General features: G+C 69.8%; 21 protein-coding genes. 11 read left to right on the top strand and 10 right to left on the bottom strand.

What is annotated here, in order from left to right; all coding sequences use genetic code 11:
• The first annotated feature begins 46 nt into the window (after positions 1 to 46).
• Both LTH96_RS12415 and LTH96_RS12410 read left to right on the top strand, forming a co-directional pair.
• Positions 47 to 1,054 carry a quinone oxidoreductase gene (locus LTH96_RS12415; protein ID WP_241466281.1) on the top strand — a complete coding sequence of 336 codons (1,008 nt, stop codon included), beginning with the start codon at positions 47 to 49 and terminating at the stop codon, positions 1,052 to 1,054.
• Positions 1,055 to 1,089: 35 nt separating this feature from the next.
• Entirely contained in the window at positions 1,090 to 2,286 is a 1,197-nt protein-coding gene (locus LTH96_RS12410) for an amidohydrolase family protein (protein WP_241466280.1), read from the top strand.
• Between the two features lie 64 nt (positions 2,287 to 2,350).
• On the opposite strand, the gene pheT is transcribed toward LTH96_RS12410, so the two are convergent.
• From pheT to LTH96_RS12390, 4 genes are all read right to left on the bottom strand, one after another.
• Positions 2,351 to 4,918: a phenylalanine--tRNA ligase subunit beta gene (gene pheT, locus LTH96_RS12405; protein WP_241466279.1), complete on the bottom strand. Its 2,568-nt coding sequence runs from the start codon at positions 4,916 to 4,918 to the stop codon at positions 2,351 to 2,353.
• Positions 4,919 to 4,921: 3 nt separating this feature from the next.
• Positions 4,922 to 5,971 (bottom strand): phenylalanine--tRNA ligase subunit alpha, encoded by a 1,050-nt coding sequence (gene pheS, locus LTH96_RS12400; protein ID WP_241466278.1) that lies wholly within the window; start codon positions 5,969 to 5,971, stop codon positions 4,922 to 4,924.
• Between the two features lie 50 nt (positions 5,972 to 6,021).
• Positions 6,022 to 7,128 carry a hypothetical protein gene (locus LTH96_RS12395; protein ID WP_241466277.1) on the bottom strand — a complete coding sequence of 369 codons (1,107 nt, stop codon included), beginning with the start codon at positions 7,126 to 7,128 and terminating at the stop codon, positions 6,022 to 6,024.
• A 126-nt stretch (positions 7,129 to 7,254) separates the two neighbouring features.
• Positions 7,255 to 8,946, bottom strand: a complete 1,692-nt coding sequence (locus LTH96_RS12390) for an alpha-amylase family glycosyl hydrolase (protein ID WP_241466276.1) — start codon at positions 8,944 to 8,946, stop codon at positions 7,255 to 7,257.
• Positions 8,947 to 9,168: 222 nt separating this feature from the next.
• On the opposite strand from LTH96_RS12390, the gene LTH96_RS12385 reads away from it, so the two are divergent.
• The 5 genes from LTH96_RS12385 to LTH96_RS12365 are packed head-to-tail and all read left to right on the top strand — an operon-like array spanning position 9,169 to position 14,179.
• A complete protein-coding gene (locus LTH96_RS12385; RefSeq protein ID WP_241466275.1) occupies positions 9,169 to 10,401 on the top strand; it encodes an ROK family protein in 1,233 nt (410 codons plus the stop codon).
• Between the two features lie 47 nt (positions 10,402 to 10,448).
• Positions 10,449 to 11,267 (top strand): CDP-alcohol phosphatidyltransferase family protein, encoded by an 819-nt coding sequence (locus tag LTH96_RS12380; protein ID WP_241466274.1) that lies wholly within the window; start codon positions 10,449 to 10,451, stop codon positions 11,265 to 11,267.
• A complete protein-coding gene (locus tag LTH96_RS12375) occupies positions 11,267 to 12,319 on the top strand; it encodes a glycosyltransferase family 4 protein (protein WP_241466273.1) in 1,053 nt (350 codons plus the stop codon). Before LTH96_RS12380 ends, LTH96_RS12375 begins: the two co-directional genes overlap by 1 nt.
• Positions 12,274 to 13,242: a class I SAM-dependent methyltransferase gene (locus LTH96_RS12370; RefSeq protein ID WP_241466272.1), complete on the top strand. Its 969-nt coding sequence runs from the start codon at positions 12,274 to 12,276 to the stop codon at positions 13,240 to 13,242. Before LTH96_RS12375 ends, LTH96_RS12370 begins: the two co-directional genes overlap by 46 nt.
• A gap of 4 nt (positions 13,243 to 13,246) precedes the next feature.
• Positions 13,247 to 14,179, top strand: coding sequence for a lysylphosphatidylglycerol synthase transmembrane domain-containing protein (locus LTH96_RS12365; RefSeq protein ID WP_241466271.1), 933 nt, complete (start codon positions 13,247 to 13,249; stop codon positions 14,177 to 14,179).
• Between the two features lie 325 nt (positions 14,180 to 14,504).
• Here LTH96_RS12365 and LTH96_RS12360 read toward each other — a convergent pair whose 3' ends face one another.
• Both LTH96_RS12360 and LTH96_RS12355 read right to left on the bottom strand, forming a co-directional pair.
• Positions 14,505 to 14,987 carry a (deoxy)nucleoside triphosphate pyrophosphohydrolase gene (locus tag LTH96_RS12360; RefSeq protein WP_241466270.1) on the bottom strand — a complete coding sequence of 161 codons (483 nt, stop codon included), beginning with the start codon at positions 14,985 to 14,987 and terminating at the stop codon, positions 14,505 to 14,507.
• Between the two features lie 11 nt (positions 14,988 to 14,998).
• Entirely contained in the window at positions 14,999 to 15,520 is a 522-nt protein-coding gene (locus LTH96_RS12355; protein ID WP_370642760.1) for a polyketide cyclase, read from the bottom strand.
• Between the two features lie 170 nt (positions 15,521 to 15,690).
• On the opposite strand from LTH96_RS12355, the gene LTH96_RS12350 reads away from it, so the two are divergent.
• Positions 15,691 to 16,323, top strand: a complete 633-nt coding sequence (locus tag LTH96_RS12350; protein WP_241466269.1) for a YitT family protein — start codon at positions 15,691 to 15,693, stop codon at positions 16,321 to 16,323.
• Positions 16,324 to 16,390: 67 nt separating this feature from the next.
• Here the strand turns inward: LTH96_RS12350 and LTH96_RS12345 are convergent, their stop codons facing one another.
• The 4 genes from LTH96_RS12345 to LTH96_RS12330 all read right to left on the bottom strand — a co-directional run bounded on the left by LTH96_RS12345 (position 16,391) and on the right by LTH96_RS12330 (position 22,034).
• The gene (locus LTH96_RS12345; protein WP_241466268.1) at positions 16,391 to 17,320 is read right to left on the bottom strand and encodes an aldo/keto reductase family oxidoreductase; all 930 of its coding nucleotides are present in this window, start codon (positions 17,318 to 17,320) and stop codon (positions 16,391 to 16,393) included.
• Positions 17,317 to 18,486 (bottom strand): N-methyl-L-tryptophan oxidase, encoded by a 1,170-nt coding sequence (solA, locus tag LTH96_RS12340; RefSeq protein ID WP_241466267.1) that lies wholly within the window; start codon positions 18,484 to 18,486, stop codon positions 17,317 to 17,319. The genes LTH96_RS12345 and solA overlap by 4 nt, the downstream gene beginning before the upstream one ends.
• Positions 18,483 to 21,113 carry an FAD-dependent oxidoreductase gene (locus LTH96_RS12335; protein WP_241466266.1) on the bottom strand — a complete coding sequence of 877 codons (2,631 nt, stop codon included), beginning with the start codon at positions 21,111 to 21,113 and terminating at the stop codon, positions 18,483 to 18,485. The genes solA and LTH96_RS12335 overlap by 4 nt, the downstream gene beginning before the upstream one ends.
• Before the next feature lie 150 nt (positions 21,114 to 21,263).
• Complete coding sequence (locus LTH96_RS12330; RefSeq protein WP_241466265.1) at positions 21,264 to 22,034, bottom strand: IclR family transcriptional regulator; 771 nt, start codon at positions 22,032 to 22,034, stop codon at positions 21,264 to 21,266.
• 187 nt (positions 22,035 to 22,221) lie between these two features.
• On the opposite strand from LTH96_RS12330, the gene LTH96_RS12325 reads away from it, so the two are divergent.
• From LTH96_RS12325 to LTH96_RS12315, 3 genes are all read left to right on the top strand, one after another.
• A complete protein-coding gene (locus LTH96_RS12325; protein WP_241466260.1) occupies positions 22,222 to 22,569 on the top strand; it encodes a bifunctional 3-phenylpropionate/cinnamic acid dioxygenase ferredoxin subunit in 348 nt (115 codons plus the stop codon).
• Positions 22,566 to 23,747 (top strand): NAD(P)/FAD-dependent oxidoreductase, encoded by a 1,182-nt coding sequence (locus tag LTH96_RS12320; protein ID WP_241466258.1) that lies wholly within the window; start codon positions 22,566 to 22,568, stop codon positions 23,745 to 23,747. Before LTH96_RS12325 ends, LTH96_RS12320 begins: the two co-directional genes overlap by 4 nt.
• Positions 23,748 to 23,832: 85 nt before the next feature.
• Positions 23,833 to 24,999 carry an aromatic ring-hydroxylating dioxygenase subunit alpha gene (locus tag LTH96_RS12315; protein ID WP_241466255.1) on the top strand — a complete coding sequence of 389 codons (1,167 nt, stop codon included), beginning with the start codon at positions 23,833 to 23,835 and terminating at the stop codon, positions 24,997 to 24,999.
• Positions 25,000 to 25,059: the final 60 nt, after the last annotated feature.

Here is a 25,059-nt window from a genome sequence, read left to right as displayed (position 1 = left end):
CCGCCGACTTCGCCGCTCCGGGCCTGCGTTGGGTACGCTTGCCGCCATGAATGAACAGAGCGTTTTCCCAGAAGATCTGCCCGACAGAGCACGAGTGGTGCATGCCGAGCAGGCAGGGGGCCCCGAGGTGCTCGTCGAGGCTCAGGCGCCGCTGCCTGAGCCTGGACCGAACCAGGTGCTGGTGGAGACTGCCGCAGCAGGGGTCAACTTCATCGAGACCTACCAGCGCAGCGGTGTGTATCCGGTGGAGTATCCCTTCACCCCTGGCACCGAAGGCGCCGGCCGCGTCCTCGCCGTCGGCGAGGGCGTGGAGTCACTCTCCGTCGGGCAGCGGATCACCACCCTGGAGGCCTCCACCGGCACCTACGCCTCGCACTTCTTGGTCGATGCAGGCAAGGCCGTGCGCGTCCCGGATGAGGTCACCGATGAGCAGGCGGCGGCTCTGCCGCTGCAGGGCATCACCGCCCACTACCTGGTCAACTCCACCTACCGGGTCTCCCCCGGGGAGACCGTGCTGACCCACGCCGGTGCCGGAGGGGTGGGCCAGATCCTGACCCAGCTGCTCAAGGCCAAGGGCGCACGGGTGATCACCACCTGCTCGACCGAGGAGAAGGCCCAGATCGCTCAGGCCGCCGGAGCGGACTACGTGATGGGCTATGAGAACTTCGCCGAGCGGGTTCGCGAGATCACCAAGGGCGAGGGTGTGGCCGCCGTCTTCGACGGCGTCGGCAAGGACACCTACCTCGGGTCCTTGGACTCCCTGGCGATCCGCGGGATGTTCGTGCTCTACGGCGGCGCCTCCGGCCAGGTGCCCCCGCTGGATCCGCAGGAGCTCAACCGCCGCGGCGGACTCTACGTCACCCGTCCGGCCACGCACTGGTACCTGCGCAACGCCGAGGAGCGCACCTGGCGCTACGCAGAGCTCTTCCGCGCACTGACCAGCGGCGATCTGAAGCTCAGCATCGGCGCCAGCTACCCGCTCGCCGAGGCGGGCCGGGCGCACGATGACCTGGAGAACCGCCGGACCACCGGCAAGCTGCTGCTGAAGCCATAAGCGGCGCTCACCGTGCTGATCCCGGGAATCCTTCGGTGACCCGGCTGCTCTTCGCCGAGGCGGCGCTGACCCCGGAGGGGTCCATCGGGCCGTACTGGCTGCGCCTGGCCGAGGGGAGAATCCTCGACGCCGGCCACGGCCACCCTCCTGCGCGCCCGGATCTGCACCTCACCGACCAGGTGCTGGCACCCGGGTTCGTCGACGTCCATGCCCACGGCGGCGGCGGCTCGGCCTTCACCGAGGGCGCTGGGGCTGCGCGGACGGTCCTGGCGGCGCACCGCCGGCGGGGCTCCACCACCATGCTCGCCTCCCTGGTCAGTGCGCCGATCCCGACGCTGCTGGACCAGGCGGAGCAGCTGCGCCCTCTGGTGGAGGCTGACGAGCTGGCCGGGGTCCATCTGGAGGGGCCGTGGCTGAGCATCGCCCACCGTGGCGCCCATGAGGCGTCCATGCTCAGCGATCCGACGCCCGCGGCCGTCTCGGCGGTGCTTGAGCACGCTGCGGCGGATCTGATCAGATACGTGACCCTCGCGCCCGAGCTGCCCGGCGCCACCGGGGCCGCTGCCCGACTGCGGGCCGCAGGGTGGACCGTGGGAATCGGGCACACCGGAGCCGACGGCGCGCAGACCCGGGCCGCCCTGACCGCCGGGGCGAGCGCCGCGACTCATCTGTTCAACGCGATGTCGGGGCTGCATCACCGCGACCCCGGCCCGGCGCTGGCGCTGCTCGAAGACCCCACGGCCTTCTTGGAGCTGATCCACGATGGGGTGCACCTGGACCCGGAGATGGTCCGCTATGTCTGGCACTCGGCGGCCCGCAACGGCGGGTCCCGGCGGTTGGTCCTGGTGTCCGACGCGATGGCAGGCGCTGCCGCACCGGAGGGCCGCTACGCCCTGGGCGCTGCGATTGTGGACGTCGCGCGCGGCGTCGCCCGGCTCGTGGAGCCCGACGGGACGCTGGGCGCGATCGCGGGTTCGGCCGTGACACTCGCCGAGGCGGTGCGCCGCAGCATCCTGAACGCCGGGATCACCCCGGCCCAGGCGCTGATGGCCGCCACCGCCAACCCCGCAGAGATGATCGGGATCGACGACGTCGGCAGGCTGCTCCCCGGTGGACGTGCGGACCTGGTGCTGCTGGATCAGGCGTGGACGGTGCGCGAGGTGATGCACCGCGGCCAGTGGCTCGACGGACCAGGCTCGGGTGCTCCACAGCGAGATGGCCCGGCAGACTGAGCGCCTGCCGGACCATCTGCGACATCAGGAACGAACCGCCTGTGGCTGCCGCTGGACGGCGCTGCTATCTCTGAACAGCACTGTGGCGCTGCTGCGCCAGTGCGACGGCGCCGGCGCGAGCCTCGGAGGCCTCCTCGGCGGTGAGCGTGCGGTCCTCGGCGCGGAAGCGCAGTGCGAAGGCCAGCGACTTGTGTCCAGCCTCGATGTGCTCACCGGAGTACACGTCGAAGAGCTCGATGTTCTCCAGCAGCTCGCCTGCACCCTCGGTCAGGGTGGCCTCGAGCTCGGCGGCCGGAAGCGCGTGAGCCACGATCAGCGACACGTCCTGGGTGGTGGGCGGGAAGGTGGAGATCGGCTCGGCGCTGATCTGTGCCGGGGAGCCGTTGATCAGCGCGGAGAGGTCGAGCTCCATCACCGAGGTGCGGGCGGGCAGGTCCAGCTCCTCGATGACCTTCGGGTGCAGCTCACCGGCATGGCCGACGCGCTCTCCGTTGAACCGGATCTCGGCGGTGCGGCCGGGGTGGAAGGCCTGATGCTGGCCCTGCACCACCTCGAGCTGCACGCGCAGCAGGTCAGCGACCTTCTGCGCGGCGTCCACCGCGTCTGCCCAATCACGACGGCGCCCCGGCACACCAGGCAGCTCGGCCGCCTCGGCGCCGCTGAGCGCGGCCGCGATGTGCAGCGGCTGATCGGGGATGCCGGCGTCGAGCTCTGCCAGCACCTCTTCGCCCGGGTAGACCCCCAGGTCAGGGATGGCGGCGGAGCCGAGCTGGGACTTCGGGTGGAAGACCGCTCCGGCTTCGAAGAGGGCGACGTCGGTGAAGCCGCGGGAGACGTTGCGGCGCAGCGCCTCGAGCAGCCCGGGAAGCACGGTGGTGCGCAGCGCCGGGTGCTGGCTGGCGATCGGGTTCGCCAGGCGCAGCATGGGCATCGGCTTCCCGGTCTCCTCGGCCTGCCCGAAGCGGGTGTTGGCGGCCTCGGAGTAGAAGGGGTAGCTGAGCACCTCGGTGAACCCTGCGGCGGCCATCCCGGCGTAGACGCCGCGTCGGCGCTGCTGGGAGGTGGTGAGTCCGCGGCCGGCCGGCGGCACCGGAAGCCGGGAGGGGATCTGGTCATAGCCGACGAGCCTGGCGATCTCCTCCACCAGGGCTGCGGGGATGGTCAGGTCTGGTCGCCAGCTCGGCGGGGTCACCAGCAGGTGCTCCCCCTCCTGGCGGAGCTCGGCGCCGATGGCGCCGAGGGTGGAGCTGATCTGCTCCCGGGTGTAGGGCACCCCGGTGAGCCTCTCCGGCAGGGCCGGGTCCAGGCGGATGGGCTGCGGCAGCACGGGGGCGCCCGCATCGGTGACCTCACGGGTGTCGGTGCCGCCGGCGAGCTGCACCAGCAGGTCCACCACGCGCTGCGCGGCGAGCGGGGGCAGCAGCGGGTCCACGCCGCGTTCGAAGCGCTTCGACGCCTCCGAGGGCAGCTTGTGCCGGCGCTTGCTGCGGCTGATGCTGATCGGGTCGAAGTGCGCGGCTTCGACGATGACGGTGGAGGTGGTGGCGTCCACTTCGGTGCGGGCTCCGCCCATCACGCCGGCGATCCCGATGGGGCCGGACTGATCCGTGATCACCAGGTCCTCGGCGTTGAGGGTGCGGACCTTCTCGTCCAGGGTGGTGAGCTTCTCGCCGGGCGCGGCGCGGCGGACCTCGATGCCGGCGTCGAGCTTGGCCGCGTCGTAGCAGTGGTTGGGCTGTCCCAGTTCGAGCATCACGTAGTTGGAGACGTCCACGGCGATGCTGATCGACCGCATTCCGGCCAGGCGCAGCCGGGAGGCCATCCACGGCGGGGTGGGAGCCTCCGGGTTGATCCCGGTGACCTTGTGCGTGACGAAGCGGCTGCAGCCGTCCACCCCGTAGATGGGGGTGTGATCGGTGAGCGTGACCTCGTGACCGGGACGGGCGGCGGCGTCGTCGTCGTCGGTGTTGATCTTCCCCGTGCTGATCTGGGCAGCGGGGTCGATGAACGGCGAGCCGGTGGCGTGGGAGTACTCGCGGGCGATCCCGCGCAGCGAGAAGGCGTAGCCCCGGTCGGGGGTCACGTTGATCTCCGCGGCGGAGTCGTAGAGGCCCAGCAGCTCCATGGCGTCGGTGCCCGGCTCCGGGTCGAGCCCGAGGGTGGAGAGCACCAGGATCCCGTCGTGGTCCTCGCCGATGCCGAGTTCGCGCACCGAGGCGATCATGCCGGCGGAGACGTGGCCGTAGGTCTTGCGCGCGGCGATCCGGAAATCGCCGGGGAGCACCGCTCCGGGGAGGGTCACCACGACCTTGTCGCCGACCTCGAAGTTGTGCGCGCCGCAGACGACGCCCTGGACGCCCGAGGGGTCGATGCCCTCGTGGGTCAGGGTCTGGGCGGCCCCCTCGGGGACCACGCGGACCTGGCACCAGTTGATGGTCTTGCCGTTGGACTGGGGTTCGGGGATCTTCTCCAGCACCTCGCCGACGACTATCGGGCCGCTCAGCTCATCGGTGGGACGGTGTACGTCCTCCTCCTCGAGCCCGACCTTGACCAGCTCGGCCATCAGGTCCTCGGCGGTGCCCGACGCGGGGAACCGGGTGTATTCACGTATCCAAGAAAGCGGAATGCGCATGTCTCAGACCTCCATTCCGAAGTGCTGGCTGAAGCGGATGTCGCCTTCGATCATGTCGCGCATGTCGGGGACGCCGTTGCGGAACATCAGGGTGCGCTCGATGCCCATGCCGAAGGCGAAGCCGGTGTACTCCTCCGGGTCCACCCCGGCGGCGCGCAGCACGGCGGGGTTCATCATGCCGCAGCCGCCCCATTCGACCCAGCGCGGGCCGCCCTTGGCCTGCGCGTGCCAGACGTCGAGCTCCGCGGAGGGTTCGGTGAAGGGGAAGTAGCTCGGGCGCAGCCGGATGGCGGCGTCGGGGCCGAACATCTGCCGGGCGAAGTGTTCCAGGGTGCCTTTGAGATCGGCCATGGTGAGGCCCTTGTCCACGGCGAGGCCCTCGAACTGGTGGAACACCGGGGTGTGGGTGGCATCGAGCTCGTCGGTGCGGAAGGTCTTGCCGGGGCAGAGCACGTAGACCGGCAGCTCGCGGCTCAGCAGCGACCGGATCTGCACCGGGGAGGTGTGGGTGCGCAGCACCAGGTGGGCCTCGGGGGGCTCCACGAAGAAGGTGTCCTGCATCTCTCTGGATGGGTGGTCCGGCGCGATGTTCAGCGCATCGAAGTTGAACCACTCGGATTCCACCTCGGGGCCCTCTGCGATCTCCCAGCCCATGGCGATGAAGACGTCCGAGACCCGCTCCTGCAGCACCGAGAGCGGGTGCCGGGCACCCAGGGGACGACGACGGTGAGCTGCGGTGACGTCGACGGTCTCCTCCACCAGGATCCGCTCCGCGTGCTCGACCTCGAGCACCTCGGTGCGCGCGGCGAGGGCCTTCTGCATCGTCCCGCGAGCGCCGCCGAGCAGCTTGCCCGCGGCCGCCTTCTCGGTCTTCTCCAGCGATCCGATCGCCCGGTTGGCCAGCACCAGGGGTGCCTTGTCTCCGGTGTGCGCGAGCCGAGCGGCCTTGAGCTCGTCGAGGTCGCGGGCTGCGGCGAAGGCGTCGACGGCCTGCTGCACAGCATGGTCGATGGCGGATTCATCCAGCGGATGCGGTGTTTCGGGCGTGGACATTCTGCTCCCGGGTCAGGTGGGTGGAAACAATCCCGGTCAGTTTATGCGGGTCACTGGTAGGAGACGAACCACGGTTTGGGGTCGACGTCAAAGGTCTGCTCCGAGGTGAAGGTCGGTGAGTCCTCGTCGTAGAAGTTCTTCCAGCCGAGCCAGATGTCTTCGCTGAGACCCTGCTGCAGGGTCTCGTAGGTCTCGGTCTTCATCTGAGGGGTGCCGTGGCCGTCGGCGTGGAGCAGGATGGCCAGCTCTTCGTGGGAGGTGTCGATCTCCTCGCGGCTGGAGATCATGGCGTGATTGAACTGGTGCAGCACCAGCAGCTTCTGCGGAAGCTCATGCTCCGCGGTCAGTCCGGCCAGCCAGTCGGCGACCTCGTTGATCTCCTCGGCGCTGACCGAACCGATCTGCTCCATGTGCCGCTGTCCCTCGCTGAGCCGCCATTCGGGGTCCAGGGCGAGGCCCACGTGGGGCTGGGCCAGGAACTCCTCATATCTCTGGGCCTGGTCCAGGAAGCTGGCGTGGCCGGGCTGCAGGTCGAGGACCACATAGATGTCCTCCTCGGCGGCCAGGTCCACCCAGGGCTCGATGACCTCGGGATCCAGGGCGTTGCTGTAGTTGCCGTCCAGCCCGGGCTCGTTGGTGGCGATGGAGGTGATGATCTCGAAGGCCGGCTGGACCGGCTCCTCGGAGTGCTCCTGGTACTGCTCGGCGTAGAACTTCACCCGCTCGGCGGCGTCCTCCGGCTCGCCCTCACCCAGGACCCCGAGCGCGGGGATCCCGGGGGCACCATAGGCGGCGAGGAAGCGCCGGTCGGGGAAGAGCGTGTCGCCCCCACCGGGGAGCTCGGCCGGCTCGGCCTCGGCCTGTGCGTCGGCCTGTGCGTCGGGTGCTGAGTCTTCCTGGTCGGCTGAGTCTTCCCCGTCCGCTGGGTCTGCAGCGCCGGTCGAGTCTTCATCCGCCCCGCCTTCCGCATCCGCGTCAGCTGCCTCGGCGGCATCTCCGGCGTCATCCCCCTCGGGAGCGACATCAGACTGCTCGGAGGAGGCATCTTCCGGCGCCCCGGCACTCGAGCCACAGGCCGGGAGTGTCACGGCGAGCAGCATGGCACCGAGCATGAGGCCCGGGCGCCGGGTCTGGGAGGTCGGGGCGGTGGCGTCCATGACTTTCACGCTACCGGTGAAGGGCGGCGGCCCTCGCATCGGGGCTGCGCAGCGGAACCGCCGCACAGAACGCAGACTCAGGGCCCACGCGTCTGTCGCGCAGCGATCGAGGGATGCCCGGAGAGGTCAGTGCTCACGCAGCCAGACCGTGGTCTCCCCCGGCAGCACGTCCACAGCGAGCGGCTGCGAGCTCACCAGCACCTCCCCGTCGGGCAGCGGGACCGCCTCGACGCCGAAGTTGGTCACACAGAGCCATCCCCCGGGGCGCCGGAAGGCCAGCACCTCAGAACCGGGCAGCTCAATCCACTCCAGCGCGTCCTCGCCCTGCAGCTCGCGGCGCAGCTGCAGCGCACGCCGGTAGAGGTTCAGGGTCGAGTCCTCGACCGTGTCCTGCGCCTGCACGCTGTAGCGGGCGAACCACCCTGGCTGGGGCAGATGGGCATCGCCCTCACCGAACCCTAAGCTCCCCCCTGCACTGGACCAGGGCATTGGGACCCGGCAGCCATCGCGGCCGACGCTGAACCCGGGGCTGCGGAAGAACGTCGGGTCCTGTCGGTCGGTGTCAGGGATCTCGGCGACCTCGTGCAGCCCCAGCTCCTCCCCCTGGTAGAGGTAGGCGCTGCCGGGCAGCGCAAGCTCGAACAGCGAGGCGGCCCGGGCCCGGCGCAGCCCGGCCTCGGCTTCCAGCTCCGGAGAGGTGCCGGCGGTGAGCAGCCAGTGAGTGCCGGCCTTGTCCTCCTGCGGCGCCTTGGGCGGGAGTCCGTAGCGGGTTGCGTGGCGCACCACGTCGTGGTTCGAGAGCACCCAGGTGCTGGAGGACCCGGACTTGGCCGCCAGCTCCAGGTTGAAGGTCACCGTCTCGCGGAACTGCGCAGCGTCGAAGCTGGCCTCGAGCAGGTCGAAGTTGAATGCCTGGCCCAGCCCCTCGGCGGAGGCGTACTTCGGCCGGCGGGCCGAATCCACCCAGGCCTCTGCCACGCCGATCTTCGGCGGGTCGTACTCGTTGAAGACTCCGCGCCATTCGCGGTAGATCTCGTGGACCTCGTCCCGGTCCCAGATGGGGTGGGCACCGTCCTTCGGCGTGGCGTCCAGCTCGGCCTGGCTGGGCAGGTTCGCCGGCAGGTCCTTGGACAATCCGTGTGCGACGTCGACCCGGAATCCGTCCACGCCGCGGTCGGACCAGAAGCGCAGAGTCTGCAGGAAGTCCTCGTGGACCTCGCGGTTGTGCCAGTTCAGGTCCGGCTGTTCCTTCGCGAAGCTGTGCAGGAACCACTGACCTGGGGAGCCATCGGGTTCGGTGATCCTGGTCCAGGCGGGCCCGCCGAAGATCGAGGTCCAGTCCGACGGCGGCTGCTCTCCCGCTGCGCCGGTGCCGTCGCGGAAGATGTAGCGCTCCCGGGCGGCCGATCCCTTCGGCGACTTCAGCGCCTCGAGGAACCATTCGTGGCGGTCCGAGGTGTGGTTGGGCACGATGTCCACGATCAGTCGGATCCCCGCGCGGTGCAGCGCGTCGATCATGGTGTCGAAGTCTTCCAGCGTGCCGATCTTGGGGTCGACGTCACGGTAGTCGTCCACGTCGTAGCCGCCGTCGGCCAGCGCCGAGGGGTAGAAGGGACTGAGCCAGACGGCGTCGATCCCGAGGTCCTGCAGATACCCCACCCGCGAGGTGATGCCGCGCAGGTCTCCGATGCCGTTGCCGTCGGCATCGGCGAAGGAGCGCGGGTAGATCTGGTAGACCGCGGCCTGGCGCCACCACTGGGGGTCGCTGCCGAGTCCGGCGGCTGCTGTCGGCGATTCTGCGGTGGAGGCGAATGACAAGGGGTTCTCGTCCTCTCGTTGTTTCGGGTGGGTCTCGCAACCTGGATCCAGGTTGCGAGGAGATCGTTGGACGGCGCCCTGGGTGAGCCCGGAGAGCGCGCAGCCATGTGCTGTCGAACCCTGGCAACTCCAATCCCGCTTTAATATAAAGACTTAATATAAGCGATGCAATAATGTGCGGAGGATTCCTCCTCGACAAGACAGTTCGGAAGCAGGCCACCCATGAGTCAGACGCGTCCTCCTGCGCCGGCTGGTTCTTCCCAGCTGATCCGCCAGCTCAATGCGCAGCGCGTGCTGAGCTGCATGTGGGGCCGCGAGCCCAGCACCGCCACGGAGCTGATGCACGCGACCGGACTCACCCGGGCCACGATCCTGACGCTGTGCCGAGAGCTCACCGAGCAGGGCTGGCTGGAGGTGTCCGAGAACTCCCGCCAGGCCGGTCAGTACACCAAGGGCCGCCCGGCCCTGCGGTACGCCTTCCGTGAAGATGCCTGCCATGTGATCGGCGTCGACGCCGGCCTGCACCAGGTCACCGCGGCGGTGGCGAACCTGCGCGGCGTCGAGGTCGGCTGCGCCACCCGAGAGTCGAATCCACAGGGATCCGACGCCCCGCCGCAGCCGGCCCAGGAGCGACGACGCACGATCCTGGACACGGTCGACGCGGCCCTGGCGCAGGCCGGGCTCGCCCACGCCGACGTCGCGTGCCTGGTCATCGCAGTGCCCGCGCCGGTGGACTCGTCAGGGCACTCCCCCAAGGGGCTGAATCCCTTCTGGAGCCTGATGAACCCCGAGCTGATCTCCCTGGGGGCCGAGCACGGCTGGGACTGCGCGGTGGACAATGACGCCAATCTCGCCGCCCTGGCGGAGCTGGACCTGCAGTCCAGCTCCCTGCACGACTCCTTCGCCGTGATCCTCTCCGGGGAGCGCCTCGGCGCCGGGATCGTGATGGAGGGGCGTCTGCTGCACCAGCCGCGCGGCGGCATCGGCGAGCTCGGCATGCTCGATCTGGTGCACGGCGTCGAGTCCGCGAACGGGCTGGGCTGGTGGGCCCGCCACCTCGCCCGAGAGGCCCTGCAGAAGACCCCAGAGCTTGCCGGTCCGCTGGGTGAGGTGACTGCCGAGGCGGTGACCTCGGAGCATGTCTTCGCTGCGGCGGCGCAGGGAGATCCGCTCGCGCGGGAGATCATCGACCAGCTCGCGGACCGGCTGGCGCGGATCTGCGTGGTGCTCTCCGGCCTGCTCGATCTGGATCGGATCCTGGTCTCCGGAGCCATCGCTCCGGCGCTGACCGACGTGGCCGCGCTCGCGAAGCAGAAGCTCGCCCAGTACCTCTATGCGCCGTGGCTGCAGATCGAAGCTTCGACGCTCGGGGCCGACGCGGTCCGGCGTGGAGCGCTCCGGCTCGCGGTGGACCGGATACAGGACCGGGCGTTGAACAGCGGACCTGGGCATTGAGCGCAGAGTCCCTGCCGGTGGTCCGAATCCCGGCTAGGTTATCTGACATGGAGAAGACAGGGCGCGGCCCCGATCGACACGGGGGCCGGACGCCTGGAGCTGGGTCCTCAGCCGCCGGAGGACCTGATGCGGGCGCATCTGCGCGAGGCACCGGTCGCGGCCGGGTGGCGTGGGACGCCGTCGTCCTGATCCTCGCCCCCGGTGCCGTCGCGCTGGTGCTGGCCCTGACTCTCGCTCCGAATGCGGGGACCGCCGTGGTGATCATGGCCGTCGCGCTCATCGCCCCGGCCGTCGCGGCCGTCTCATTGCTGCGGCGCCGGCCCCGCGCGGTGACCACCGCTGACCGGGTGACCCTGCTCCGCGTGGGACTGATCGGGGTGCTCACCGCCGCCGCGGTGCTGATATTCGCCGAGGCGATCCCCGCCCGCAGCTGGGTCCTGGCGGTGGTCATCGGTGTCGCACTGCTGCTCGACGCCGTCGATGGCTGGGTGGCCCGGCACACGCGCAGCTCCAGCGCCTCGGGTGCGCGGTTGGACATGGAGGCCGATGCGGCCGCGCTCCTGGTGGTGTCGCTCATCGCGGCGGCCACCGTGGGCTGGTGGGCGGTGGCGATCGGCGCGATGCGCTACCTCTTCGCAGCCGCTGCCCGAATCCGCCCGGCGCTGCGCGGGGAGCTGCGCTACAGCCTGTTCCGCCGGACCGTGGCCGCGATCCAGGCCTCGGTGCTGTGGGTCGCGCTGCTGCCGATCACCCCTGTCCCCCTCGCCGCGGCCGTGACCGCGATCGCGCTGACCCTGCTGGTCCTCTCCTTCGCCCGGGACGCCATCGGCCTGGAACGCTCCGCCCGCACCGGGAAGACGCGCTGATGGCGCGATACGCGTTCATCGTGCCCGCCGACCTTCCCGGACCCAGCGGCGGGCTGGCCTATAACCAGCGGGTGCTCGCACAATGGCGGACTATGGGCCTCGACGTCGAAGAGGTCCCAGTCCCCGGAGCCTGGCCCCGACCCGCCCCCGCGGACCGTCGAATCCTGGCGCAGCGCCTGCGGCAGCACCGGCGGGTGCTGATCGACGGGATCATCGCCTCCGCCGCCCCGGAGGAGCTCCGCGTCGCCGCCGCTGCGGGCACGCGGGTCGCGATGCTGGTGCATCTGCCGCTGCCGGCCGAGTCGGGGCTGACCCCCGGCGAGCAGCAGCGGCTTGCCGCCGGCGAGGCCGCAGCGGTGAGCGCCGCGCACGTCGTCGTGTGCACCAGCGGGTGGGCGCACGATGACCTGCAGTCTCGTTACGGACTGGGACAGGTCTCGGTGGCGGAGCCCGGGGTCGACCCTGCTGCGCTGGCGGCGGGCAGCCTGCCGGCGCGGCTGCTCTTCCTCGGAGCGGTGACCCCGCGGAAGAACCCGCTGGGCCTGCTGCAGGCCCTCGGAGTGCTCACCGCACTGCCCTGGAGCGTGGTGATCGCCGGGCCGGAAGGTCAGGATCCCGGCTATGCGGGGCGGGTCCGCGCCGCCGCCGACGCGCTGCCCGACGGACGTGCCGCAGTGATCGGCCCCGTGTCCGGGCAGCAGCTGGAGACCCTGTGGGGTGAGACGGACCTCCTGGTGCTTCCCTCCCTGGCCGAGACCTACGGGATGGTGGTCACCGAGGCGCTCGCCCGCGGGATCCCCGCACTGGTGGGAGCCGGGACCGGTGCGCAGGACGCCCTGTGCGGTGACCCGACAGGGCCTCGGTCCGAGCTCCCGACCCCCGGGGCCGCGCTGGATCCATACGACCCCAGCGCCTGGTCAGACCTGCTGCGCGCCTGGTCCAGCGATGCGCATCTGCGCCAGCAATGGCGCCGCGCCGCGCAGGCGCACCGGGCTAGACTTCGGACATGGTCACACGCAGCGCAGGATCTCAGAACGGCGATCGAATGGTGACGCGGCCGGTGCCCGCCGATTGGCTGGGTCAGCGCCGCCGCGCCGATCACCAGGCCCGCGAGAAGGCCGCCCCGCTGATCGAGACGCTGATCGCACGGCTGGACGAGCTGCTGCCCGTCCCCACCGGCTCAGCTGCGACCGGCTCGGACACCGCCGGTTCAGATACCGACGACGCCGGCTCCGTGCCCGCCCCGGCACCCGTGCCGCCACCCTCCTCCGTGCACGTCATCGACGTCGGGGCCGGCACCGGGTCCAACCAGGCCTGGCTGGCCCCACGACTGTCCGTCGCGCAGCACTGGACGCTGCTCGACCATGACGCGGATCTCCTCGAGGTCGCCGCGGAGGACCCCTCCGCCGCCGGGCCCGGTGAGACCACCCGGGTGCTGGGCACCATCGAGGACCTCCCGCGCCTGACCCGTGGCGAGCAGGTCCAGCTGGTGACCTGCTCGGCACTGCTGGACCTGCTCAGCCCCAGCGAGGCCGAGGTGCTCGCCGACGCGATCGCCGGCCCCGCGGCCGGGGCTCACGTCTCGGCGCTGCTGAGCCTCACCGTGACCGGGAACGTGGAGATCCAGCCCGGCCACCCCAGCGACGCGGTCATCACCGACGCCTTCGACGCCCACCAGCGCCGAGACGGCCTGCTGGGGCCCGACGCCGCCCACACCGTGGCGCAGCTGCTGCGCGATCGCGGCGCAGAGGTCACACTGATCGCGACCGACTGGGCGCTGGACTCCACGGAGGCGGCGCTGATCCAGCGGTATCTCCGCGATCGCGCCGCTGTGGCTGTGGAACATGACCCGTCGCTGGCAGGCGTCGCTCAGGACTGGCTCTCGGCGCGCGAGTCGCAGCTGTCGCAGGGCGAGCTGCGGGTCAGCGTGGGACATCTCGACCTGTTGAGTCTGCCAGGCACCTCCACCCGGTGACGCGATGAGCCTCGACCAGCGCAGCCAGACCGTCCGCAGGGGACACACCTTCCTCTTCGCCGGGCTGCAGGTCGCGATCACGCTGGGCATCTTCGGCTTCCTCGCCGCCCAGTGGGGCATGACCCCGTTCGTGGACGCGTTCAGGCTGCTCCCGGTGTGGATCTTCCCCGCCGCAGCGCTGCTCGGCGGGATCGGTGTGCTCACCCAGGCCCTGCGCTGGCGCGTGATCGCCCGCCACCACCGGATCAGCATCGGCGTCGGCCCCGCGATCGCACGCTGCTGGCAGGCGGCCTTCCTCAACGGGGTGCTCCCCGGGGGGCTGGCAGGGGACGCGCTGCGGGCGGCCGACGACAGCAGCGACGCCGAGGTCGAGGCTGGCGGCAGCGCGCTGCGCCGGGCGTTCGCGGCCATGGCCGCTGAGCGGCTGATGGGCACCGCGGTGGCGTTCATCGCTGCTGGACTGACCCTCCTGGTGCTGGCGCCGCTCGCGGGGCTCGCCTCGTTGGGCGTCGCGACCGCCGCCGTCGTCGTGGCCTGGCGCTGGCTGAAGCCGCTCTCTCGTGGTGACCTCATTCAGGTGGTGCTGCTCTCCGCCACCGGATGGGCGGCCTTCGCCGCACTGTTCGCGCTGACGATTCTCGTGGTGACCCCCACGATTCCGCTGGCCTGGGCCCCCGGACTGGCGGCAGTCGCGATCGCCGGAATGTCGGTCCCGCTGGGATTCGGCGGCTGGGGACCCCGTGAAGCCGCGGCCGCATGGGCATTCTCGCTCGCCGGATTCGCCCCGCACCTCGGCGTGACGGCTTCGATCAGCTATGGCCTGCTGGCGCTGGCCTCCACCCTGCCCGGGGCGATCATCCTGGCCCTGCGCGTGCTCCCCCGGCTGGAGCGGGCCCGGCGGGTCAGGGACCGGCGCGAGGGTCGAGGCTCCGCCTGAAGGACCGGCTCAGGGACCGGCTGGAGATCCGGTTGGAACACCGTCTGGAACGGCGCCCGAGACACCGGTCGGGGTGCCGGCCGGAACTCGGGACAGCGCGTTCGCATCGAACCTGCGTTCTGACAGATTTCTCACAGAAAGCGTCGATAGAACAGAACTTCGACGTTTCAACCTGGACGCTTGCCGGGCTGTAGAATAGGTGTTCTAATGGCCTTGCGCGATGGGAAGCGCGATGCGCGCAGGGGCCCTCCTCACTGCCTCTGCGCGCATCTCCCCACGCGAGATGCGGCGAAGGTCCTGCTCAGACGCCCGTCATACGTTTTGCTCAGGAGTCTCGGTCCCTGATGATCTGTTCCACGATCGGTCGGTCCGCCGGAATCCACGGGTAGTCCAGCAGCCGCGCGGTGACCGGGACCCAGTCCACACGGTCATGGTCTTGAAGTGGGAACGGCTCACCGGCGAGGACCTCCCCGCGGAAGAGCCGCATCGCCGTCGTATCCTTCAGCCACCAGCCGGCCTCGGCGAAGTAGGCGCCGTGCCCATTGCCGATGACTTCCGCATGCAGAGCCACGGCGACGCCGAGCTCCTCGCTCAGCTCGCGGTGCAGCCCCTGGTGCAGCGTCTCACCGGGCTCGAGCTTGCCGCCGGGAAACTCCCACATGCCCGCCACGGGCTCCGGGGCGGTTCTGCGGGCGATGAAGAGCTCGACGTCGTGACCGGGCCGCTGACGCATCAGGGCGGCGGCGACCACGGTCTTGCTGAACTGCGTGGCGGTCTCGGTGAACTGCGTGACGGTCTGGCTCTCCATGGAGCCCAAGCTTAGGCGGAGGTCTCCACCACGGTCTTCAGGCGCGCAACAGATCGGGCCAGAGTCGCGGAGCTCGTGGACCTGGCACGGGCAAGCCGCTGCTCGTCATGCAGCTGGGACCAGTCATAGGTGTGGGTGACCTCGGTGCCACCGTCCTCGGTGGCCGCCAGCGACCAGCGCCAGAGATGACCGGCTGGCGCCTCACCCAGGGTGGAGGGCTTCCAGGCGATGAGCTGCCCCTCGAGGAACTCCACCACGTGGTTCTCCCGCACCTTGCCGTTGGTGAGCTCCATGCGGAAGACATCGCCGACGCCGCGCACCCGCTGGCCGGCCTCGGCCTTCGCGAGGTTGTCATTGCCGTCGAACTCGACCTGCAGCGCGGGGTCCGCGAGGAACTCGAAGACCACCATGGGCAGCGCGCGGATGACGTCGCGCGCGCAGACCACACGTCCGCAGAACTCGGGATCATAAGAGAGATCCTCTGCGCCGTTCTCGCCGTACTGGGCCGCATGCGCAGGTGTCACAGGATCCATGGGGGTGTCCTCGATTCGCCGTTGAAGTCTTGGAGCTCCAGCTTACGCCGCCGATGCTGCGCGGCGCCTACAGATGAATGCCATACGCAACCACCCGGCCGCCGTGACGGTGCTCACTTAGCCCGTTGTTCCGCGCTGAACCGGGGTTGACCCGCTATAGGCTGACGCTCATGTCCGGATCCCAGAACGTTCCTCCTTGGCCAGAGGAGAGAACCATCCCGCATTCACCCGCCGAAGACGTCTTCGGCGTGCTGATCGGCACCTTCCTCGCGTCCCTGGGCCTCTATGTGCTCCAGCAGTCCGAGGCGGTCACCGGGGGCACCGCAGGGCTTGCGCTGCTGCTGACCTACGCGACCCCGTTGAACTTCTCCTGGCTCTTCCTGCTGGTGAATGTGCCCTTCTTCGCGCTGGCCATCTGGAAGAAGGGCTGGACCTTCACGCTCAAGACCGTTGCCGCCGTCGCGATCGTCTCGGGCTACGCGCTGCTGCACGGACCGATGCTGGCCCTGCCCGAGCTCAACCCGCTCTACGGGGTGCCGGCGGGCAATATCGTGATCGGCATGGGGCTGCTCGCGATCTTCCGCCACGGGGCGAGCCTGGGCGGGTTCAACATCGTGGCCCTCGTGGCGCAGGAGCGGCTGGGTCTGCGCGCCGGATATGTGCAGATGAGCCTGGACGTGGTGGTCATCCTGCTGGCGCTGACCGTCGTCGCCCCGCTGAATGTGCTCTACTCCGCGCTGGGCGCGGTGCTGCTGAACCTGGTGCTGGCGCTGAACCATCGCCCCGGACGCTACCGCGCCTGAGCTGCGCCCCGCGTCGGGCAGAGACACGGTGTCCTCAGAAGCTGATGAAGCTCAGAGGTTCCAGCCCTCAGGGAAGCCGGTGCCCGGCCGCGACCAGCAGCTCGTACCACTCCCGGCGCGAAAGCCTGATCTCGGACCCAGCGGCGGCCTCTTCCACCCGGCTGCCCTGGGTGGTGCCGAGCACCACCTGGATGTCGGCGGGGTGCCGGGTCAGCCAGGCTGTGGCGATCCCGGTCGGAGTGACCCCGTGCTGCTGCGCCAGCCGCTCCAGCACAGTGTTGAGCTCGGGGTAGTCCGGGTTGTCCAGGAACACCCCGCTGGGTGACTGAAACGGCGACCATGCCTGGAGCGTGATCGCGTGCCGGCGGCAGTACTCGACGATGTCGGCCCCGGCCGGGGTGACCGCGCCGGTCTGGCCCAGGGTGTTGGCCTGGGCGCCCTCGGTGAGGATCGGGGCGTGGACCAGGGATAGCTGAATCTGGTTGACCACCAGCGGCTGGGTCACCGCGGTGCGGAGCAGCTCGATCTGTCCCACCGTGTGGTTGGAGACTCCGAAGTGGCGCACCTTCCCGGCGGACTGGAGCTCGTCGAAGGCCCGGGCCACCTCGGCGGGCTCGACCAGGGGGTCGGGCCGGTGCAGGAGCAGGAGGTCGAGGTGATCGGTCTGCAGCGACCGCAGCGATTCCTCCACCTCGGTGATGATGTGCTCATAGGAGAAGTCGTAGAAGGGGCCGTCCTTGACGATGCCGACCTTGGACTGGATCAGCACCTCGTCGCGTTCGGCGCTGGTGAGCTTGACCGCCTCGGCGAAACGGCGTTCGCACTGGTGCGGGGTCTCCCCATAGATGTCGGCATGATCAAGGAAGTCCACCCCGGCCGCTCGGGCACGGTCATAGAGCTCCCGGACCTGTTGGTCGGTCTTGTCCGCGATCCGCATCAGTCCCAGCACCAGCTGGGAGGTGGAGCGTCCGGCGGCGGGCAGTTCGATGGTCCTCATCCCTGCAGACTACTGCGCTGCGGGTCGAAGAGCCCGATGGGGTGCGCGGTGTGCCCGTCCAGCGCCAGATCGGCCAGGATCTCTCCGACCACCGGCACGAATTTGAAGCCGTGGCCGGAGAAGCCGCAGGCCACCGAGACCTGGGGATGCTCAGGATGCAGGCCGATGACGAAGTGCTCGTCCGGGGTCACCGTGTACAGACAGGTCTTGGCCTGGACCACATCCCCGCTCAGGTGTGGGAACAGCTCCCGCGCGCGGGCCTGCATGCGCACGTTCTCGGCCGGGTAGATGCTGCGATCGATGGTGTTCGCAGTGGTGGGGATGCCTTCACGGAAGAAGCCGAGCTTGAAGCCCCCGTCGGGTCCGTCGGTCATCGGGAACCCGTAGATCTGCAGGTTCTCACACGTCTGCTCCACGTAGACCGGATGCTGTTCCTCGCTCCAGGCGGGGTAGGGGACGGCGTCGAAGTCGGGGGCGAACCAGTGGAAGACCATCCGCTCCACGCTCAGCGGAAGCCGCATCCCGGCGAGCAGCTCTGGCGCCCAGGCGCCGGGGGTGATCACCAGCCGCGCGGCCCGGTAGCTGCCCGCGCTGGTGCGCACGGTGACGCCCTCTCCGTCGGCGGACCACCAGCGGACCGGTTCTTCGAAGTGCAGCTCGGCGCCCTTGCGTGCGGCGACCTCGGCGTTGGCGCGGACCGTCTCTTCTGGTCGCACATAGCCGGCGTTGGCCTCATAGAGGCCCATGGCCTCGTCGTGGGGGTCCATGGTCGGGAAGCGTTCGCGGATCTGGGCGGCGGTGAGCACCTCATGGTCGAGCCCGTGTTCCAGGGCTGCCGCATGCGAGCCGGCGAAGGTCTTGGATTCCGGGTGCCCGATGTAGATGCCCCCGCAGAGCTGCATCAGGTCGCGTCCAGACTCCTCTTCCAGCTTGCGGAATCCGGCATAGGAGCTGAAGAGCAGCGGCACATAGGCGGAGTCCTCGAAATAGGACTGTCGGATGATCCGAGTCCCGCCGTGGGCGGACCCCTGGTCGTGCCCCGGCTGGTAGGTCTCCAGTCCCAGCACCCGGGCGCCCCGTTCGGCGAGCGCGTTCGCCGCGGCACCGCCCATGGATCCCAGTCCGATCACGATCACGTCATAGTCGGCTGAACCCTGCATGCTCATCCCCTCATCCTGGTGCTGCCCGGATCGAAGCGCGGCTCCGCGGCGACGACGGCCGGCAGCCGTTCCCCGAAACAGGCGATCTCCACCGGATCTCCGATGCTGCGTGCCGCACCCTGGGCCGCACCCTCCAGCCAGGCGTAGGCGATGGACTCTCCCACCGTATAACCCTGATCCGCGCTGGTGACATAGCCCAGCGGGTCGGTCCCGCCGGGGGCGAAGACCGGTTCGTGCCCGAGGAGCACCTGCGCCGGGTCTTCCAGCACCAGACACTGCAGACGGCGCCGCGGCACATCAGCCCCGAGCGCGGCGAGCTTCTTCGCCGCCTCCCCGGTGACGGCGAAGTCCACCCCGGCCTCGACGGGGGTGTGCTCCCGGGTCATGTCGGTTCCCCAGAGTCGGAAGCCCTTCTCCAGCCGCAGGCTCTCGAACGCGCGCCGCCCCACGGGGCGGATCTGCTGCGCCTGGCCGGCGTCCATCAGCGCGTCCCAGAGGAACCTGCCGAACTCCGCCGGGGCGTAGAGCTCCCAGCCGAGCTCCCCGACGTAGCTCAGCCGCAGGGCGAGCACCGGAACCCCTGCCACCCGCAGCTGCCGGGCACGGTAGAACTTGAAGTGCTCATCGGAGAGGTCCTCCGCGACGAGCTTCTGCAGCACGGTGCGCGCCTGTGGTCCCCACAGGCCCAGGCCGCAGGCGCCGGTGCCGGCATCGGTGAGCTGCAGGGTCTCCCCTGCGGCCGGCTGATGCTCCGCGATCCGGGCGCGGAGCCAGGCGGTGTCCAGGGGGCCGTTGATGCCCAGGTGATAGCTCTGCGGCCCGGTCCGGGCCAGGGTGATGTCGGAGAGCACACGTCCTCGCTCATCGAGCAGCAACGCATAGACGATGCCGCCCACGGTCCTGCTCGGGCGCCGGCTGAGCAGCCCGCGGGCGTGCAGGTCCAGCAGGAAGGCGGTGGCGCCGTGCCCTTCTGGATCAGCGTCGGCATCGACGGCGGTGCAGGGTTGAGCGCCGTCGGTGGTGCTGTGGCCTGTGCTGTGCAGCTGCAGTCGCGACAGCGAGGACATGTCCACCAGCCCCACGTGTTCGCGCAGGTGCCGGGCCTCGCGGGCCGCGATCGGGCTCCAGTGCCTGCCCGACCAGGCGTCTCGATCCGGGAGCGGCTGGTCGCCGAGCCGCGCCTCGCCCAGTCCCTGGTTGGACTCGAACCACAGCGGCCGCTCCCAGCCGGCGGCGGATTCGAAGACCGCGCCGAGCTCCTGCTGCCGCGGGTGGAAGGCCGAGGTGCGCAGCCCGCGCATCCGCAGGGTGGTGGCCTTGGGGTGGATGATGTCGTAGACCTCGTCGTAGGACTCCTCGCCCTGCTCCTGGGCCCAGCGGGAGGAGACCACCGCGGGGTCGAAGCGACCCAGGTCCAGACCGTGGGTGTCGATGCCGGGGTCTCCGGTGGTCATCCAGTCCGCCATCACCTCACCGACGCCGGCCGACTGGGTGACCCAGACCGATTGGGCCATCCACAGCCCGGCGGTGCCCGGCACGGGCCCCAGCAGGGGACCGCCGTCGGGGGTGAAGGAGAAGATCCCGTTGAAGCTGCGCGCGGCGTCCAGTCCCGCCGCACCCTCCCCGCCCCTGGCCAGCTGGGGCAGCAGGCGCTGCGCCTCGGCCCAGGTGGGGGTGAAGTCCTCGGCGGTGAAGGGGTGCACGGCCGGGTGGATCCCGGTGCGGGCGAAGTCCTCCGCGGCGGCGATCTGATCCGGGGCCACCGGCAGCGGTCGATGCTCATAGGCGCCCACGGCGATCCGATCCCCCCACTCGCGCAGGTACATCGCGCAGTCCTGATGCCGCAGCATCGGCTTCACGACCTCGGTGGCCGCGTCGACCCCGGTGGAGACGGGCAGGCTGAACCCGAATCCGTGCTCCACAGGCAGCATCGGCAGCTCCAGCCCCAGCTGATCGCGCGCCATCCCCGGTCCCCAGAGTCCGGCGCAGAGCAGGACGACGTCGGCGGGCAGGGTCTCGCTCGTGTCGACGCCGGATCCCTCGACATCGACGGGACAGATCTGGACTCCGGTCACCTGTGAGCCTGAGGTGTTCACCGCAGAGACCCGGGTCCAGGGCAGCAGCGTGGCTCCCCCGGTCTCGGCTCGCCGGGCCTGGAACTCCACCGCGCGCACACCCTTCACCACGGCGTCGGTCGGGGTGTGCAGCCCGCCGAGCAGTCCGGTGGTGTCCAGCCCGGGCCAGAGCGCGGCGATCTGCTCCGGTGGGATCAGCTGGGCCGGCACGCCCCAGGACTGCGCGAAGCCCTGTCGGCGGCGCAGCTCGCGCAGCCGCTCCTCGGTGGTGGCGAGCTCGATGCCGCCCACCCGCTTGGAGACCCACTCCCCGTTCACGCTCAAGCCGTCGAGCTTCCTCAGCGTGCGCTGAGCCAGCTGCGTCATCGCGCGGTTCGGGGAGGTCTGGAAGACGAAGCCAGGAGCATGTGAACTCGAGCCGCCGGTCTCGAACAGGGGCCCCTGCTCCACCACGGTGACGTCGGTCCAGCCGCGCAGCACCAGTTCATCAGCCACCGCCGCGCCGACGACGCCGAGGCCCACGATCACCACGCGCGGACCCCCGGAGTGCTGCGCCATGTCCCTGCTCCCTCAGCCGCCACCTACTGTTGCTTAGTTCGCAACACTATGGTGTATTACGCACCAGCCTAGGGATACCTCGAGGCCCGGACAAGGGGTCGGTCAGAATTGATCCGCCGGGGACGCGTCCCCCGCAACGGAGCCGTGCCGTCAGGGGTGGTTCGGATGAGGAAGGAAGCCCAGTCGATGCTCGAGCTCCCCGGCGGCATCGCGCAGCATCGCCACATGCTCGACGAAGGCAGACTCCGGCAGCCTGAACGCCGGTGCCGTGGTGGAGAACGCCGCCACCACTCCACCCTGCGGTCCGCGGACCGGCACCGCCAAGGCGTTGATGCCCTCTTCCCACTCAGCCACCGCAGAGGCCCAGCCCCGCTGGCGCACCGCGGTCAGCTCGGCGGCCAGCACCTCGGTCGCAGTGATGGTGGAGGCGGTGAATGCCTCCAACGCTCCGCCGAGGACCCGGTCCTGCTCGCTGGCCGGGGAATGCGCCAGCAGCACCTTGCCGGTGGAGGTGGCATGCAGCGGAGCGCGCTGACCCACGTACTGCCGGGCCACGCCAACCATCCGCTGCCCCACCGTCTGCGTGATGGTCACCGCATACCCGGCGTCGAGGATCGCAACGTTGACCGTCTCGTTCAGCGAAGCCGCAGCGGCGTCGCAGCACACCTGGGCATCGCGGGAGAGGTCCACCCGGGCGCTCACCGCGCTGGCCAGGCGGAGCAGCCCGAACCCGAGCCGGTACGCTCCGCGCTGACCCTCCTGCTCGACCAGGTCATGGGACTCCAGCGTCGCCATCAGCCGGGAGGCGGTGGACCGGTGAACCTGCAGGCGCCGGGAGATCTCACTGACGCTGAGCGGGGACTCGACACTGAGCAGCTGCAGGATCTGCGCCGCGCGATCCACGGACTGAACTTCACTCATGTGAGCACCCCTGACTCCTGTCGGCCTGATGTCGTGTTGTTCGGACTTCGTTTCGCTCCGATGAATTCGTCTTCAATTTCGGCCAAACCCTTGACGCACCCTCGGGGCGACCTTGCATACTTTTGTTGTGCATCACGAACGTTGTTGCACTATATGCAACAGTATCCTTGAGTGGCGGTGAAGGCAATTGAGTTTCCGAGCCTGTTCCATCGATGACCTGGTTCCCGGCGAAGGCCTGCGAGTCACCAGCGTGAGTCCACCGATCGCCGTGTTCCTCACCGAGGAGGGCACCGTCCACGCCCTGGATGACACCTGCACCCATCAGGACGCCTCGCTGGCGGCGGGCTGGGTGGAGGACTGCCGCGTGGAGTGCCCGCTGCATGAGAGCACCTTCTCGCTGACCACCGGAGAGGTGGACCAGCCGCCCGCCAAGCGTGGAGTGCGGGCCCATCAGGTCACCGTCCGTGACGGGGAGGTCCTGGTGGAGCTCTCCACGGCGGCGCCGAAGCTGCCTCCGGGGGTGGAGGTCGCATGAGTCTCGCTGAAGAAGGTCACCTGCTCATCATCGGCGCCGGCCTCGCCGGCTATCACACGGCGCGCCAGGTGCGCGCCCAGGGTCACGCCGGTCCGATCACGATCCTCGGCGCGGAGGCCCATCCGGCCTATGACCGCCCGGCACTGAGCAAGGCCTTTCTGTGCGGAACCACGGATCTGTGCGATCTCTACCTCGATGACCCCTCCGATCCGCTGGATGCGCGCTGGGTCAGATCCGATGCGGTGACCGCGCTCTCCACGGAGCCGCTGGGGGTGCAGACCGCCTCGGGCACCTTCTACCTCGGCGACGCGGTGGTGATCGCCACCGGCGCCGAGGCGCGGCGCCTGGGCGGTCATGCGATCCGCAGCGTGGAGGACGCCGCCGCACTGCGCGCAGCTCCACTGGCCGGCGCCCGGGTTGCGGTGATCGGAGGAGGCTTCCTGGCGCTGGAGACCGCCGCGACGTGCACCACCCGCGGGGCCGGCAGCGTGACGGTCATCGCCGGTGAGGATCTGCCCGGGCTGCGCCGACTGGGTCGGCCGGTGGCGCGCGCGCTGCACAGTCTGCATGAGCAGCACGGCGTGCGCTTCACCGGCGCTGCCCGCGCGCTGGGCGTGACTCGGGCACCCGGTGATCCGCAGGCGGATCAGGTGGTCACGCTCAGTGACGGCCGAGGGATCCCGGCCGACGTCGTGATCAGCGCGATCGGCGCGAGTCCAGCCACCGAGTGGCTGAGTCGCAGCGCCCTCGCCCTGGATCCCGGCACTCAGGCGGTGCTCGCCGACGACACCGGATTCACCGGGATCCCGGGGGTCTGGACCGCAGGAGACTGCGCACTGTGGTCGGCCCAGCGCACCGGGCTGCGTCCAGTGGGGCACTGGCAGGAGACCGTGGATCAGGCTCAGGCGCTGGCCGCCGCGCTGCTCGGCGGGTCCCCCTCCCCCATGCAGGAGCCCTACCTCTGGTCAGACCAGCATCACGTGACCATCCAGGCCGCCGGCATGCTCGCGCTCGCCGACGAGGTCCAGGTGCTGGCTGGAAGCATCGAAGGAAACGACCTGCTGGTGAGCTACCTGCGCGGAGGCACCGAGATCGGGATCCTGGGCATGAACCGGCTGCGCGAGGTGGTGCGCTGGCGCAAGTCCCGCCGCATCCGCCCGGCCGTCCTGGCTGCCTGAGCCTTCCCGCATCTTCTTGAATCCGCTGGGCCCTCCTGACCTGGTGGACCCCCGACCTGCTGAGCCCCTCACGAAGGACGAACCGATGATCATCGACCAGCTCGACACCCCGCTGACCGGCACCTCGTTGAAACCGACCCCCGCCGGGGTCGCCTATACCGACCCGGAGATCTTCATTCGTGAGCAGGCCGAGATCTTCGAGAAGATGTGGAACGCCGTGCTCCGCGCAGACAGCCTGGCAAGCCCCGGACAGTGGCGCACGGTCACGGTGGGCCGGGAGGAGATCATCGTGGTGCGCACCCGCAAGGCCGGGATCAAGGCGTATCTGAACGTCTGCCGACACCGCGGCATGCGGGTCTGCACCACCGCGGAGGGCAGGTCCAAGACCCTGCAGTGCGGCTATCACGCCTGGACCTATGCCCTGGAGGGCGAACTCGTCGCCGCCCCGAACCTGACCTCGATGCCCGATGTCGATCGCGGAGAACATGGGCTCAAGACCGTCCACGTGCGCGAATGGCTGGGCTACATCTGGCTCTGTGTGAGCCCTGCGGCGGGGAGCTCAGCCCCGCCGTCGTTCGAGGAGACCGTGATGACGGAGGTCTCCACGCGCTTCGGAGAGGTCCAGAGCTTGGAGAACTACGGCATCGAGAAGCTTCGGGTCGGGCAGACCCGGCGCTACGAGGTCGCGGCGAACTGGAAGCTGATCATCGAGAACTTCATGGAGTGCTACCACTGCGCCACCATCCACCCCGAGCTCACCGAGGTCATCCCGGAGTTCGCGCAGGGCTGGGCCTCCCAGGCGCAGGACGAGATCCACGGCGCCTCCTTCGGCGCGCAGGTCGAGGGCTTCACCGTGGACGGCTCCGCCGGCGTCGCGGCGCTGCCGGCCATCGCAGAAGCGCAGGACCGCAAGTACTATGCGATCACCGTGCGCCCGCAGGTGTTCATCAACACCGTGCCCGATCACGTGATCTTCCACCGGATGTACCCGGTGTCAGCGGCGAAGACCATCGTGGAATGCGACTGGCTGTTCCTGCCCGAGGTCGTGGAGAAGCAGCTGGACGTCTCCCGGTCGGTGGAGCTCTTCCACCGGGTCAACCTCCAGGACTTCGAGGCCTGCGAGCAGACCCAGCCGTCGATGTCCTCGAAGGCCTACGACGACGGCGGGGCGCTGGTCCCCAGCGAGCACCACATCGCGGAGTTCCACCAGTGGTGGGCACAACAGATCGGCCCCTTCGCGAGAGGTCGGTGACGTCTCACGGAGGGGCCGAAAGGCTGATGCAGCGCAGCCGTCGCTGAGGACGACCAGCTG

Origin of the sequence: Nesterenkonia sp. LB17 (genome assembly GCF_022565915.1) — a bacterium.
Classification (GTDB): domain Bacteria; phylum Actinomycetota; class Actinomycetes; order Actinomycetales; family Micrococcaceae; genus Nesterenkonia.
This window is presented reverse-complemented; position numbering and strand designations above follow the sequence as displayed.